A 14,602-nucleotide genomic window follows, 5' to 3' on the forward strand; every position below is an offset into this window, starting at 1 on the left:
AGCCGGATGTTAGTAACCTGCTATGCACAGGCGCATGCGCCTTTACCGTTGCCGGCTGGACATGCGCGCATGCCACCCGGCCCCGGAAAATCCGCGACCGAGCATGCATAGAGTGAGGTTACTAAGCCCCGCTTCCCGGCTTTCACGGGAAGCAGGGCCACATTGCTCGACTTGGGGCGTCAGGCAAGTGGAATGTCGGGAAAATTTCAAGAAAGGTCTGAGGATCGCCCGAGAGCCGGCATGACGCGCCCATTTGCGCCCTCCCCTTCAGAATATTCGCTCCCATGGCCGAAGGGAGGGTGCGGCTAATACCGCACCCTCCCCAGTACAATCTCAGGCGGCTTCCCAGACCTGGTTCAGGATCCTGGCGGTCATCGCCGCTTTGTCCTGCGGCAGGAACCGCCCATAATGTTGGGCCACCATCTCCGGCGTATCCTGAATGGCGTAGCTTGCCTGCTCATAGGAGCCGGTATGCTTGAGGATGTGGGTGGCAAGAACATCCCGCACATTATGCGGCCCATGAACGCAATGTGGCACGATCAGGATATCGCCGGCCGCGACGCGATCTGGTCCAAGCGCTGGGGCATCGCGCCCTCGATCAAGCTCGGCCTTGAAGGACCGACCAGTCTGGCGGTCAGCTACTATCATCTGGATACAGACGAGCTGCCGGACTCCGGCATCCCTTACCTCTACACGATCGGCAACGCCCCGGCGGGCGTGACGGAGACCGGCCCCGCCCAGGATTTGACCACCATCGGCGGCCGTCAGGTCAGCGTGCCGCGCGGCGCCTATTATGGCCTGAAGGCACCTATGTTTCCAACCCTGCCACCGGCGCCGTTATCGCCACCGGCTCGACGATCAGCCCACGCTGCTCGACTGCCATGATCGCTCGCTACAACTGCACCACGATCGACAACCCCAATTCCAGCGATCCGTGGGTCAGCTATGCAAGCGACACGTCGAGCGTGACCGCGGCGATCCAGCGCAGCCTCCGCAAAACGTGGACTCTCTCGAAGACGACAACCAAGGCGGTGTCCTTCAGCGTAAAGTCGGCGCCATGCGCCTCGGCAATGGCTCGCACCATGCTAAGGCCCAGACCATGCCCCGGCGTCGCGCGCGCGGGTTCCAGGCGCACGAAGCGTTGCTGCACCCGTGAGCGATCTTCCTTGGCTTGTGCGTCTTGCACACGCCAGAGTTAGCGCTGCATAGCGCACGCCATGGTTGCGATGAGGATACATTTTCCCAAACTTCGCGATTTCAAAGTTGTTGTCGGATCCAGGGATCAAAAACGCAGAGCCAGACTCGCGCCTGCGCCATCATGGGCGGCCCATGGAAAGATCCTGATGTTGTCGTCCTTCCTGCCCGTCAGCAGGAAGCCGCTCGCCTCGCCAATCGCCATGCCGGCTGCAACGTCAAACCAGTGATGCTTCTTGCCCTCGACCCTGGCCACACCGACAAAGGCGGCCACGAGTTGAGCGGGCACGCCTACCTGCCAGCCATAGCGATTTTGCAGCGAAGCGGCCGCGGCAAAGGCCGTAGCAGTATGCGCGGAAGGGAAACTGTGGCGATTGGAGCCATCGGGTCGCATTTCGGGGAAGGTCTGCTTCAACCCCTCAGAAATCAGATAGGCCGCTCCGACGCTTTCGCCCGCTTGCAGTGTCCCTTTCCAGTCGCCGTTAACCGTCGGCAGACCGAGCGCGCTGGCGACGACGACGGTCCGGGCGATATTGCTGGCCTGTGACCAGCCATGCGGCGACGCCATGGCATAGCCGGGACACAGGGAAAGAACAGCGCCCAACAGGACGCCCGACAATCTGCGCATGAATGACCCCTTGGGCTTGATACCCATGGGAGCATCGACGGCACGGCGGGTTGTTCACCTCAGTTGCGCGAATTTCCTCACCACTGGCGCGCGAGCGAGATCATGACGGCGCGCGGCCGAAGCGGCGTATATTGCGGGGCGGAGCGGATCGAGAAGGGATTGCCGAAGGCGAAACTGTCGCCGCGGACATCGAACAGATTGTCGATCTGCAAGGCGGCGGTCCATCCGTCGCGCTCCAGCATGGAACTGAGCGCCACGGTGGCATAGGGCCGCATCGACCGGTCGAGATCATCGTCGAAGCTCAGCCGGGCATGTCCGATATAGTTGGCCTGGATCGCGCTTTGCCCGCTCCAACGGGCCAAGGCATAGCGGCGCGACAAAGTCGCCCGCACAGTCAGATCCGGCGCGATCGGCAAATGACGATCCGCCAACTCGATCCCAGTCGGGCTATGGGTCAATCGCGCATCCTGCGCCGCCGCACCCAGCGTCAGTTCATAGCCCGCGCCCATCTGCCAGTCCACCGCGACTTCGACGCCGATGATCCGGCCACGCCCGGCATTGCGGGTCGAAACCAGGCCGTCGGCCAGCAGATAGTCCGACTGGATGTCATGCCAGTCGGTATAATAAGCGCTGCCCGACAGCATCAACCCATCGCCCCACAGGCCCCGGCGCATGCCCAGATCGAAACTGCCCAGTTCGTCTGCATCGAAGCGACCCGATAGGGTCGTCCCCGTGGGCGTCAGGCCGCCGGGCCGCATCGCCCGGGCGTAACGCAGATAGACCAGCCCGCCCCCCTGCAGCCGATAGGACAATGCCAGGCTGGGCGAGAGGATCAGCATGCCCTTCGCCTCGCCCGCATGCGGGCGCCCCGCTTCCTCCGCCTCATCCTCGGTGCGGGAATGATAGATGCGCAGACCCGGCGTCACATCCAGCCGGGCCAGCAGGGGAAGCATCGCTTCGCCGAACAGGGCATATTCCGTCACGACCCGATCGCTCTGTTCAATGGCGTGAGGCAAACCGTCAGCCAGTGTCAGCGTCGCCCGATCCCGTGCCGCCGCGCGCAGGAAAGACGCCCCCGCGACCCAGCGGCTCCCCTTTCCGGAAGAGAGGCGCATTTCCTGATTGAACAGCGAATAATGCCGGTCATCATCGAAGCGCACCGTGCCGGAAAGGCCGAAATTGCCGGCCGCATCATTGGCGTCGAGGGCATAGCCGACCGCATTCCTTACATAGCTGGCGACCCACAGCAGCTCCAGACCGCCGAGACGACCGGTGACCGTGCCATGGAACAGCGCGAAATCATTGTCGGTCGGCTCGGCAAGGCGACCGGGCCGCGTCAGCCCTTGGCCGGCAGCCAGCACATATTGGCTGTCGCGCGAGGCTATGTCCTGCGCGGCATAGCCCAGATCGACCGACCAATCCTGCGACGCCTGCCATTTGAGGCCGAGGCGAAGGCCCCTCGTCCGGGTCGAATTGCTGTTCTTGCCGGTGGCTGCATTGTCGATCCACCCGCCGTCGGTCAGGCGATAGCCCACCGCCCGCACCGCCAGCCGGTCCTCGATCAGGGGCAGGTTGACCACGGCCTCTCCGCCGAGGCCCATGCCGCCATGGTCGACCGCCGATGCCGAGAGCCTGCCCCATGCCGACGCATCCCCAAGGTCCGGGCGCCGCGTCACGATATGATAGATACCGCCCAGCGCGCCCGATCCGTAGAGCGGCCCTTGTGGCCCCTTCAATATCTCGACCTGCTCGACATCAATTAGGCGCAGGTCGGGGTCGGGCGCATTGAAGGTGACGCGCGCATCATCGACCTGCACCGCCACGGTCGATTGGCTCTGACCAAGGAAGGGACTATCGGCCACGCCGCGGATGAACTGGCGATTTCGGCCGGGACCAAGGTTGGTCATCGCAAGTCCTTCGACCCGCATACCCACGTCCCGGCTGTCCAGAGGACGCGAGGAGGATCGGAGCGTCCCGATCGGCAGAACCGATAGGGACAGCGGAACCTGATCCAGCGCCAGCTCTCGCTTCTGCGCGGTCACGACGATGTCCGCGCCGGGTCCGGCAGGTGCCGCTTTCCGCGCCGCAAATATCTGTGATGGAGCAGAGCGCGGGACCACCTCCAGCCGATAAAGGCGGGGAGCCAGTTGCACAGCCCGCAAACTGGTGCCATCCAGCAGCTTGCGCAGGGCTCTTTCGGCCGACATGGTCCCCTTGATCGGCCGCGCCGTTACCACCGGCAGCGCGCCCGGATAGCCGACCGAAAGCCCCGTTATCTCGGAAAAGCGGGCCAGGCTGGCGACAAGCGGTCCTGCCGGCAGGTCGAACCCATATCGCTCCTCCCGCGCCTGAGCCGGGTTGACCCCGAGCGCCCCTTCAGCGATCAGCACCGCCAAGGCGAAGGGCGCCGCCAGCCTGCGGATGCATGGCCACGCCCATGACCGTCGCAAGATCGGGCAGCAGTCTCGATCCATCGCCAATGACCAGCGTGCCCGAAAAATGTCTGGTCTCCAGAGAAGGATCGACGATGACGCGCTTACCCGAATAGCGTGAAATATCCGCGACGACGAGAGCCAGCGGCGCATCGCTGTAGGAAAGCCGTCCCTCGCGCCAGCTCCCCACTTCGCTGGCCACCACGGGCGCCAGCGTCAGATGGCCGTCCGCTCCGCTGGTCAGTTGCTGACCCGCCTGCAACCGTACCTGTCCGTCCGCCTTGTCCGAGACTACGGAGACTACGCCCTCCGACACCCCGATACGGAATGTGCCGCCGGAAAGATTGACCGAGAAACGGGTGCCGATATCGGTGATGCGATAGGGGCCTGCCTGCACCGTCAACATGCGGGACGGATCATGGCGGACGGCGAAATAGGCCTCGCCACTCGCCAGTTCGATCCGTGTGGCATCCTTGTCCTGCACGACGATGCGGCTGGCGGGCGACAGCAGGATATTCGCGCCATTGGCGAACGCCACGGCCCGGCTCTTGCCCGCGTCGGCGGCATAGACGCTGGGGGCTTGTCCGGTCCGCAGCATAGGCAGACCTACCGCCAACGCCACAGCCGCTACGAACGCGCCACCCAGCGCCCATCTCATCCGCCGTTGCGGGCGGGGGCTTGCCGCCACCCCCTGCACGTCCAAAAGCGACCCGACGGCATCCTTATGTTCCTCCACAATCGCGGCGGTCAAGGCGATGGAATCGAAAGCCTCGCGATGGCGCGGGTCCGCCTCCAGCCAGGCCATATAGCCCTCCCAGTCGGCATCGTCGCGCTCAAGCGCCGCCTGCCAGGCCAGCGCCTCGTCGATCATCCCTTCATCCAAGTCCGACTGCGCCGTCATTGGCGAGCCCCTTCCTTCCCTATCATCCGTCACAGACGGCGCGCGATCCGCCTTACCTCAGCGCAGAAGCGCGCGTCGCAAATATTTCATGGCGATGGCCATATGCTTTTCCACCCCGCTCTTGCTGATGCCCAGCCGGTCGGCAACCTCCGCATGGCTCAGGCCCTTAATCTTGTGCAGCTCAAAAGCACGCCGCGCACCGTCGGGCAGATTGGCGATGGCCGATGCGAGGGCGGCGACCTCTTCCCGCGCGATGATCTGATCCTCGGGCGTTTCGCGCCGGTCGGTCGGCTCGATCCCGGCCGGCGTGAAATCCGTTTCCTGGTCGGACCAGCGCCGTTCGCGCGCCATCCGCCGCTGCCGCTCCCGCAGCCGATCCACCACCAGATTCTGGGCCATGCGGAACAGATAGGCGCGGCCGTTGCCCACTGGCCCCGCCGGCCGCTGCCGCGCGCGCAGCCACAATTCCTGCAGCAGATCCTCCGCCTCGGCCGGATCGCCGACGCGCGCCTGCAACAGCCGCCGGAGTTCAGCGCGGTACAGACCGTAAAGCGTCTCAACATCTTCGTCCTGATCGGCGTCCATGAGCCCGTCTTTTTCGGCCCGCTCACGCAGCGGCAGCAGCTTCGCAATCGTTTCTAACTGAAGCAACGCGCCGATCAACAACCTGTGCACGACATGAAGAATATTTCATCATCGCCGGGAAAAGGACTGAGGTGATGGTCACAGCACAACGTCTCCATTTGTTTCGCCCGACCCGATCGCGCCGCCATGTCATGCGCCTAGCGGTCGTTGCGCAGCGCCCACCACATGATGGCCGTTGTCCAGGACCAGGACTCGCAGCTGAAACGAGAGCGCAGTCCGCAAGGATGTTCCGTGCCACGGTCTCGCGCCGGTTGCGTCGAGGATCGCGCGGCCCGCTTACGAGCGGCAGAGCGCGACAAGAGACGGAAAAACGGAAGGCGATACCTAAGCAACATGCAGCTTCCTCCGTTCGATTTGCCGATAGACAGCGAAGAGCTGCCGGAAATGATCATCCATCGTCATGGTCGAAGCGGCGAGCGCCGTCGCATGCCGTCGTTGTGCTTCCGGCCCGCTCGTCAAAAAGGCGGTGATCGTCGCTGCAAGGCTATCCGTCTGCGCGGCGCGATAGCGAAAGCCCACGCCCTGCGCCGCCTGATCGGACGCGCCCCCTTCGTCGGGAACGATCACGGGCAAGCCGCTGGCGCGCGCCTCCGCCGCGACCATGCAGAATGTTTCGGCTTCGCAGCCATGGACCAGCGCGTCGGCGCTCGCCAGCATCTCCGCCAGCCGGTCGCGCTGGGTAATTGGGGCCAGCAACTGGATATGCGGATTGTTCGCCGCCGCCCGCCGCACCCGGGCGCGCTCGCGGCCATCGCCGACCAGCACCAGCCCGACCGGATTGCCATAGCCTGCCGATGTCACCGCCTCGATCACCTGCGGCCAGCGTTTTTCGGGCGCATGTCGCCCCACGCCGAGCAGCAATGTCGCATGCGGTGGCAAGCCGCACCGTTCCAGCAGTCTTGCGCGCAAGGCCTCGTTGCGTTTCATCGGCGTGAACCAGCCCGGCTCGACCCCCATGGGCAGAGTCGCCACCCGTTCAAGCCCACCGCTCAGCAAACGGCGCGACAGGCTGTCGCTGGCGCTGACCACAAGGTCGAAGCTCTGGTCCAGCCGCCGCAAATGGCGCCAGAACCAGTCGAACCCCCGGTCGATCCTCTCCCGGCTCAGCACCGATCCGAACCAGCGATAGGCGTAAGCCGACAGCGGATCGGCATGCATGATGAGCGCGCGGGGCGCGTCCCCCTGCCAGCGCGCGACCATGGCGGCGCTCGCCCAAGGGGAGGATGCCTCGACCAGATCGGGTTGCAGCCGGTCCAGCATGGCGTGGAGCGACCGCTCATTGTCGAAATAGGAATAGCGCCGGTCCAGCGGAAAGCGCCGCGCCGGCAACATCACGATGCGGCCGCCCCCCTGCGCTTCCACGACCCGGTCATCGTCCGACGGGGCGAGGATGATGATCTCATGCCCCGCCTCCGCCCCGGCCTGCAGCTTGCGCTCGACATAGGTTTTCACCCCGCCGCCGCGCGGCGCGTAAAAGGCGCAGACATCGACGATCCGCATCGTCACTTCTCCACGGGGCCGAAGGAGAAAAGTCCCCGGCGATAGTTGATCCTGATGCTGATGCGGGCCGGTCCCGACCCGACTACTGCGCTCGCCGCGGCGGCGCGTGGCTTAGCCCAGCCGAGTTTGGGATTGCCGGCGAAGCCGATGCCATCGACCGACAGCGAAAAGCGGCGATTGGCGTCGCGGTCGTGCATCAGGCTGAGCGCGTAGCTGCCCGGCCCCGGCGCGCGGATGCACAGTTCCACAGCGCCCGAGGTCGGCACCGACAGCTCGACCCGCCGGAACGTCCTGCCCGCCGCGATCAGGATATTGTCGTCGGCCAGAAAATCCTTGTCATTGGCGGGATAGAGCTCCAGCTTCAGCCGGCCCTTGCGGTCCTTGAGCCCCAGCACGTCGACCAGAAAGGCCGGACCATTTTCATTGGCGCGGCACTGTCCCTCGGCCTTGCCCAGATCGGGGGTCGACGGGATGGCGACGCCCGCGAGAAGAAAGCCCGTGATCATTGCGCCCGGCTCTCCCGCAGCAATTCGGTCGCACCCAGCACCATGCCAACCAGCAGATGCGCGGCGAGGATCAGCGACGCCATCAGCGCCATTGCCGCCACGATCTCGCTGTCGCGCCCGATCAGGAAGGCAGCCATGCCTGCGAACACTACATCCTTGTTCGGCAGGAAGGGCAGGCGCGACACCAGCTGGCGCAGCGTGCCAAGCAATATCCACCAGCTGAGCGCGATATCGGGCAGCAGCAGATGCCACATCACCGCCGCCAGCACCGTCGTCGCGACAATGCGCAGCAGGTGGATGGCCGCGACGATCCACAGTTCCCGGCGCGGCAGGGTGAACAGCCTGCGCCGCAGCAGCATCGCCACCAGCGAGGAGGCAAGGACGAAGAGGATCGATCCGCCGACCTCCCATCGATTCAAGCCCGCGTCCACCGCGCCCATCAGCGGCAGGGCAAAGGCGACCATCAGCAGCGTGACGCCATTGCCCACCAGCGCCGACAGGATCGTCACGTCCTTGATCGCACCGAAGGGCGCCGTGGTGATCCGGGCGCTCCGTCGCGCCCAGGCGTAGAAATAGACCTCGCCCAGATAGCCGAGCAGAATCTCATTGCTCACCAGTTTGCGCAGCAGCGCGCCGAAGCCTTCCGCCGGGATCGTCCAGAGGCGCCGGAAGATGACCCATTCGGACAGCGGCCCGGCGAGATAATAAAGCGCAAAGGCGCCCCAGAAGCCGACCGACAGGGGCATCAGCGCCAACAGGCTGCGCGGATTCAATCCCCGGAACTGGTGCAATGCCACCACCAGGATCAGTACCGATACCAGAGGCCCCGCCCAGCGGGTCCAATTGCGGCCCGACTGGATCAGCGGTTGGGGATCGATCGCTACCCCTTCCAGAGTCGCGACGGGTGGGGAAAGAAGGCCGGTGGAGGCTTCGCCGGTCATGTCATGCTCGTCTTGATGGACTGGAAGGAGAGACGACGCGACGGATCGACCGCCACAGTCGCCGGGGGCGGATTTTTTCATCATCACCTGCGCGGCGCGCGACCGCCGCGAAACTGGCGAGATAGGTGCCGGAGGCGGCCTCCAGCGTGAAGCGACGCGCCTGCTCCAGACTGGTGGCGCTGTCCTGCGTCCGCTGGCCCGCTGTGGCGATCGCCTCGGCCAATGCCCGCACATCGGCGACCGGCACCAGATAACCTAGCCTGCCCTCCTCCAGCAGCGCGGACATGGCCGCGCTGCATCGGGTGGCGATGACCGGCACGCCCACCGCCAGCGCCTCCAGCACGACGGCGGGCACCCCTTCATAGGTTGATGACAGCAGCAGGATATCGCCTTGTGCGATCCGGCTGGCCGGATCGGGAACATGGCCCGCAAAAGCGACCCGCTCGTTCAGCCCCAGGCGGTCCGCCAGCATCTGCAATGCCCGCCGTTCGGGACCGTCGCCATAGATGGTCAGCTGGTCCTGCGGCTGCGCACCCCGCGCAAAGCCGTGCAGCATCAGCGCGAAATTCTTCTGCGCCGCCAACCGGCCGATGGCGATGAAATGGCCGCCCTCCGCACGCGCTGGGGCCGGAGGCGCGGCCCGCAACCGATCGATCTGCTCGCGCGAGAGGGCGGGATCGGGAATGACGCTGATCGCCGCAGCGCCGGGACGGATCAACGTCGCGATCTCCGCTTCCAGTCCCTCCGCCATGGCGACGAAATGGTCGATGAAACGTCCCTGTATACGTAGCCAGACATGATAGAACATGCGCACCGGCCAGCGCATGTCGCGCCGCTCCAGGTCATTGCTGATCTTGGCGACCACCGGCGGGCAGCGGCGTCCCAGCAGCAGTTTCATCGCCACCGCGACCACCGCGTAGCTGTTGCCCGCGCAGAACAGCAGGTCGGGCCGTAGGCGTCGGATCGCCGGCGGCAGCGTCACGATCATCCACAGCGTCTCGCACCAGACGATGGAGACAGGCGGCGGCTTGGGCATCTGGCAGTCGAGCCCCTCACCCAACTCCGCCCGCATCGCTCCATCGGCCCGCCCCATGAACAGTGGCGCGTCGACCCCCGACGCCTTCCAGTGGCGCACCAGCCGCAGCGCGACACGCTCTACCCCGCCCGGTTCGAAGCTGTGCAGGAAGGTCAGGATGCGCATGACTGGATCAGGCCGCCAGCAAATCGCCATAGGGCGCGGGCGCATGGGTGCGTTTCAGACGTTCCAACACCCGATCGATGCTGGCCAGCAGCCGCGGCACATGCGCGTCACCCGGATGCACCGCCACGCGCGCCACCGGCGCATGACGCAGCAGCGGCGGCAGCAGGCGCGCAGCCAGAAGGGACGATGCGATCCGCGTCGGGCTCCGGCTGGCCCATGTGATCACCGGCCCCCGCGCCAGCACCCGGCCGGTCCCCGGCTGCCACACCTTCATATGATCCTCGGCCAGCGTAAAGCCGGACGCGGCCAGCGCGTCGAGCGCCGGGCGGCCATAGAGCCAGGCCGGCGCCACGAAGCCCGCAACCGGCCGGCCGATAATGGCCTCGATCAGGGTGCGCGCATCGGCCATGCGCCGGGCCGCGACTTCGCCGTCCAGCCCCAGAAACTCTCCCTCCCCGGCCGTCATGTGACGCGCCTTGAAGCGCGCGGCCGGACCCTGATGCACGGCCATGTCCTTGTGGAACCAGCCATGGGCGAACATGCTGACGCCCCGGTCGGACCAGCCCCGCAATTTCCGGGCAAAGGCGCTGCCGGGTCGCAGCGGATGCGCACCCCAATGATCGGGAACGACCAGCATCGCCAAGTCGCCGGCGTCGACATGGCGAGCCAGTTGCTCCAGCAACAGATCGACCTCCGCTTCGAATCGCGGGCCAACATCATGGATCGAAACAAGAAGTTTCCTCACGACTGCCCCCGCAGACCGAAACTCTCGAACTTGCAGGCCCGGCCTATGGCCATGATCCATGACGCGGCGGCTACGAGATGTGTTGGCCGCAATCTTTTGCGCATAACAACATGACGGCGCTCAGCCCGGCAACCGCAGTTGTTCCTCAATATTGAGCACTGATCGGCCCTGGAGACAGACTTATGCTCTGTCCGAACTTACACTTCGTCCTCGATTTTCCGGCAGCTATCGGCTGCAGGAACACTGTGCAGCGAGTAACTGCTTTCGGGGATAATTATCGGAGCGCCGAACGGCGATAATCGGCGCATTTCCGTAGTTAGGGTCAGGACTCATTGGTCATAACCAGAAGATGACGGTGGCGGCGAGTGCGATGGCGGAGAAGAAGGCGGTGGGGCAGCGGTCATAGCGGGTGGCGACGCGGCGCCAGTCCTTCAGCCGACCGAACATGATCTCGATGCGGTTGCGGCGCCTGTATCGGCGTTTGTCGTATCTGATGGGCTCGTTGCGCGATTTCCGGCCGGGGATGCAGGGCTTGAGGCCCTTTTCCTCAAGGGCTTCCCTGAACCAGTCGGCATCGTAGCCCCGGTCGGCGAGCAGCCATTGCGCCTTGGGCAGTTCGTCGAGCAGGGCTGCCGCACCGATATAGTCGCTGACTTGGCCAGCGGTCATGAAGAAGCTCAGGGGACGGCCGTTGGCATCGGTAACGGCATGGAGCTTGGTGTTCATGCCGCCTTTGGTGCGGCCGATCAGGTGGCCGAGATCCCCTTTTTTACCGCCAAGCTCGATGCCGTGCGGTGCGCCTTCAAATAGGTTGCGTCGATCATCACCGTCCTGCGCTCGGCTCCGACGGAGAGCCCCTCCATCATTCGCGTAAAAACGCCCATCCGGCCCCAGCGCTTCCAACGATTGTAGAGCGTCTTGTGCGGGCCGTATTCCTTCGGCGCATCCCGCCAGCGCAACCCGTTGCGATTGACGAAGATAATCCCGCTCAGCACGCGCCGATCATCCACCCTCGGCCTGCCGTGGCTCTTCGGAAAATACGGCTCAAGCCGAGCCATCTGCTCGTCCGTCAGCCAGTAGAGGTCGCTCACATTCAGTCTCCTTGCGGAGCCTGAATCAGATCATGCCTCTCACATCAATGGGTCCTGACCCTAGCCCGCCTTAAGTTGAAGGAAGGCATATGACGTGCTCTCAACAGCCCAGTCATCCGCGACAATTCAATAACAGCGGCGGGTCGCATTGAAGAGGTAGGGTGAAACAAAAGTCTGCGCCTGCGCGATCATTAGGCTCAGCCCAGATCCGGCCTCCGTGATTCTCGATAATCGTTCGGCAGATGGAGAGCCCAAGGCCCATACCGTTGGCCTTGGTGGTGAAGTTTGTTTTGAAGATTTCGGTCTTCAGTATATCGGGAATACCGCTTCCGCCATCGCTTACACGGACAACAGCCCTGTTTTCGCCCGTAGGCATGGCCGATACAACAATTTGCTTGACTGATCCCGATGCTTCGCTGGCCTCGCAGGCGTTGCGAAGAAGGTTGAGAACAACCTGCTCGATCTGAACTCTGTCGATGAGAACGGCGTCGGCAGCCTCGTCGACTTCGAGTCCGATCCCTTGCCTTCCTACGCCATTGTGGCCGCACAGCTGAATGGCCTCGCTGATCGTCTCGCGGAGGCTGTCGGGCTTTCGTTCAGGCGCGGTATCGCTCGCCTGCTCGCTAAGCTTGCGAACGATCTCGGCCGCGTATTGCGCGCCTCGCTCCGCGCCTTCGACTGCTTGCAGAGCGGCTGCGCGATCATGTGGCTCGCCCGCTTCGACGTAGCGCCTGATGCCGCCGACAAATCCAGCGATCGCCGTCAATGGCTGGTTGAGTTCATGTGCCAGCGTCGTCGCCAGCGCGCCCATCGCGCTGAAACGGGAGAGATGGATGATCTCGGCCTGCATCCGCTGGAGCGCGATTGTCGCCTCCATGCTGTCCGTGACGTCGAGATTTAAGCCGACAAAGCGGGCGGCACGAGCGCGCGATCCGGGAACAAGGCTCCCTAATCCGAGCACCCATCGGCAATTTCCGTCTGCGGCAATTGTCCGGTAGCGGATAGAAAGGCTCGTCTCCGTCCTCACCGCCGCCTGGAGCGCTTCGCGGGTGTTCTTCAGGTCGTCATGGTGCAGACAGGCGCTCCACTCTTCATCGCTCAATTCCGGTGGACCGTTTCCGGGCAATCCATGCATCTCTCGGCTTCGCGGACAGAGTTGAAGCCGATACGTCTCAAGATTCAGATCCCACGTGCCGGCGCCAGAATTGCTCTGGGCAAGTGCCAGCCGCTCCAACGCCTCCTTCGCACGAACCTCCTCCGCTTTACGCTCGCTCACGTCACAGGCCGTGCCGACCATCCTAAGTGGCGCGCCTGATTGCGGATCGCGGGCGACAACGCGGCCTCGATCGAAGTTCCAGCACCAACTGCCATCGCGATGCCGAAGGCGATACTCGCAGGCAAAGGTGTCGCATTTGCCGTCGAGATGTTCCTTTAGCCGTTCTTCTAGGATCGGCCAGTCGTCAGCATGCACCAGTTCACGAACCGCATCGATGCCGCCCCCCAATTCCCCCGGGGCATATCCAAGGTGCCGAAGGAAGCGCGCCGACATGGCGATGTGGCCGGTTTCGAAATTCCAGTCCCATGCGCCGTCGCCGGTTGCCTCCAGCACCATGCGAAGGGTCTCCTCATTCATCTGCGATGCGACGCTCTTCTGTCGTTCCGCAGTAATGTCGCGAAACGCAACCTGCAGCCCATTCGCTATCGGACGGACGTTCACGTCAAACCAGCAGTGCACGTCAGGCTCGAAGAACTGAAACCGTCCAGCTGTGCGTTCGGCGGCGGCCCGATGAAGTTCTGCCCAAGCGGCCGTATGAACCGCCAGCGGGAAGCTGTGCCAGATGATTGTCCCTCGCAAATCTTGGCCTCGGCCGATTTTGTCCACAGCGTTCCGGTTCAGGTGGATGAAGCGCCAATCACGATCGAGCAGGAAGATACAGTCGATGGCCCCCTCAAGCAGTTCGTCGGCTGGGGGCAGCGGCTCCGCCACGTCTGGACCTGCAACGGGCCTCATCGCGCGCGGCGCCGGTGCAACGGGCGGCAAGCCGGCAGGCCCGGTAGGCTCTGAACATCCGCCGATGAGCGGCGAGAGCCCGGCATCAATCGCAATGCGGACCGCTTCAGACAGCGTGCCGCAGCCGAGGTCCGCCATCATCCTTGCCCTGTGCATTTCCACAGTTCGATGGCTGAGCTCCAGATGACGCGCGATCACCTTGTTGCTGAGGCCGCCCAACAGCCCCTGCAGAATTTGAAGCTCACGCGGTGAGAGTTTCTCAGTACGGATCAGTGCATCCGCACGGCCTTGTGTCCGACGACGTTCCTGGGCACGTAGATCAAGCGCCCGGGTAATAGCGGCCAGGAGTTCCTGTTCCTGGTAGGGTTTCTGGATGAAATCGATGGCGCCAAGCTTCATTGCCTGAACCGCGGTACAGAGATCACCATGGCCGGTCATCATGATTGTCGGGATCGCGACACGTCGCTCCACCAGCCGGGCCAAGGTGCCGAGGCCATCGAGTCCCGGCATGCGCAGGTCAAGGAGCACGCACCCGCGGTCTAGGTTTGCCTGCTGCAAGAATTCCTCTGCGCTTGCGTAGACTTCCGTCGGATGTCCACGACTGGCAAGGAGATAACTGGTGGCCGCGCGAACATGCGCATCATCATCAACGATATGGACTAGAGGCAACGCGATCACCCTGCAAACATGACCACCTCATAACCCAACTTGGCTTTGGGCGCGAGCAATCGGTATACCGTAATAGTCCGGTATTGCGTGGCCAGCAGTAGCACCCGGATTGCGACTCAGCAGCCTCCGGGCGTCAAT

The 14,602-nt window shown here is 64.1% G+C and carries 14 protein-coding genes; 1 reads left to right on the plus strand and 13 read right to left on the minus strand.

Annotation, left to right across the window (positions count from 1 at the left end; genetic code table 11):
* Positions 1–333: 333 nt before the first annotated feature.
* Positions 334–507: a hypothetical protein gene (locus ACYU81_RS04595; protein WP_460986557.1), complete on the minus strand. Its 174-nt coding sequence runs from the start codon at positions 505–507 to the stop codon at positions 334–336.
* A 3-nt stretch (positions 508–510) separates the two neighbouring features.
* Here ACYU81_RS04595 and ACYU81_RS04600 point away from each other — a divergent pair, with 3 nt between their 5' ends.
* Positions 511–885: a hypothetical protein gene (locus ACYU81_RS04600; RefSeq protein WP_460986558.1), complete on the plus strand. Its 375-nt coding sequence runs from the start codon at positions 511–513 to the stop codon at positions 883–885.
* A gap of 58 nt (positions 886–943) precedes the next feature.
* Here the strand turns inward: ACYU81_RS04600 and ACYU81_RS04605 are convergent, their stop codons facing one another.
* From ACYU81_RS04605 to ACYU81_RS04660, 12 genes are all read right to left on the minus strand, one after another.
* Positions 944–1,186 (minus strand): ATP-binding protein, encoded by a 243-nt coding sequence (locus ACYU81_RS04605; RefSeq protein ID WP_460986559.1) that lies wholly within the window; start codon positions 1,184–1,186, stop codon positions 944–946.
* 96 nt (positions 1,187–1,282) lie between these two features.
* The gene (locus tag ACYU81_RS04610; protein WP_449473969.1) at positions 1,283–1,822 is read right to left on the minus strand and encodes a phosphatase PAP2 family protein; all 540 of its coding nucleotides are present in this window, start codon (positions 1,820–1,822) and stop codon (positions 1,283–1,285) included.
* A gap of 77 nt (positions 1,823–1,899) precedes the next feature.
* Positions 1,900–4,212: a TonB-dependent receptor gene (locus tag ACYU81_RS04615; protein WP_460988106.1), complete on the minus strand. Its 2,313-nt coding sequence runs from the start codon at positions 4,210–4,212 to the stop codon at positions 1,900–1,902.
* Positions 4,199–5,155 (minus strand): FecR family protein, encoded by a 957-nt coding sequence (locus ACYU81_RS04620; protein WP_460986560.1) that lies wholly within the window; start codon positions 5,153–5,155, stop codon positions 4,199–4,201. The genes ACYU81_RS04615 and ACYU81_RS04620 overlap by 14 nt, the downstream gene beginning before the upstream one ends.
* Before the next feature lie 57 nt (positions 5,156–5,212).
* Positions 5,213–5,830: an RNA polymerase sigma factor gene (locus tag ACYU81_RS04625; protein WP_460986562.1), complete on the minus strand. Its 618-nt coding sequence runs from the start codon at positions 5,828–5,830 to the stop codon at positions 5,213–5,215.
* A gap of 294 nt (positions 5,831–6,124) precedes the next feature.
* Positions 6,125–7,300 carry a glycosyltransferase gene (locus ACYU81_RS04630; RefSeq protein WP_460988107.1) on the minus strand — a complete coding sequence of 392 codons (1,176 nt, stop codon included), beginning with the start codon at positions 7,298–7,300 and terminating at the stop codon, positions 6,125–6,127.
* A gap of 2 nt (positions 7,301–7,302) precedes the next feature.
* The gene (locus ACYU81_RS04635; RefSeq protein ID WP_449473979.1) at positions 7,303–7,806 is read right to left on the minus strand and encodes a DUF2141 domain-containing protein; all 504 of its coding nucleotides are present in this window, start codon (positions 7,804–7,806) and stop codon (positions 7,303–7,305) included.
* Complete coding sequence (locus tag ACYU81_RS04640; protein WP_449473981.1) at positions 7,803–8,747, minus strand: hypothetical protein; 945 nt, start codon at positions 8,745–8,747, stop codon at positions 7,803–7,805. Before ACYU81_RS04640 ends, ACYU81_RS04635 begins: the two co-directional genes overlap by 4 nt.
* A gap of 1 nt (position 8,748) precedes the next feature.
* Positions 8,749–9,978 (minus strand): glycosyltransferase, encoded by a 1,230-nt coding sequence (locus ACYU81_RS04645; protein ID WP_460986563.1) that lies wholly within the window; start codon positions 9,976–9,978, stop codon positions 8,749–8,751.
* Entirely contained in the window at positions 9,956–10,693 is a 738-nt protein-coding gene (locus ACYU81_RS04650; protein WP_460986565.1) for a DUF2334 domain-containing protein, read from the minus strand. Before ACYU81_RS04650 ends, ACYU81_RS04645 begins: the two co-directional genes overlap by 23 nt.
* Positions 10,694–11,029: 336 nt before the next feature.
* A protein-coding gene (locus ACYU81_RS04655; protein WP_460986566.1) for an IS5 family transposase occupies positions 11,030–11,784 on the minus strand; the annotation gives its coding sequence in 2 pieces (ribosomal slippage) (positions 11,030–11,454 and positions 11,454–11,784; 756 coding nt in all).
* A gap of 112 nt (positions 11,785–11,896) precedes the next feature.
* Positions 11,897–14,473, minus strand: a complete 2,577-nt coding sequence (locus ACYU81_RS04660) for a PAS domain-containing protein (RefSeq protein ID WP_460986568.1) — start codon at positions 14,471–14,473, stop codon at positions 11,897–11,899.
* Positions 14,474–14,602: the final 129 nt, after the last annotated feature.

This window comes from Sphingobium sp. TomTYG75, from assembly GCF_054771635.1.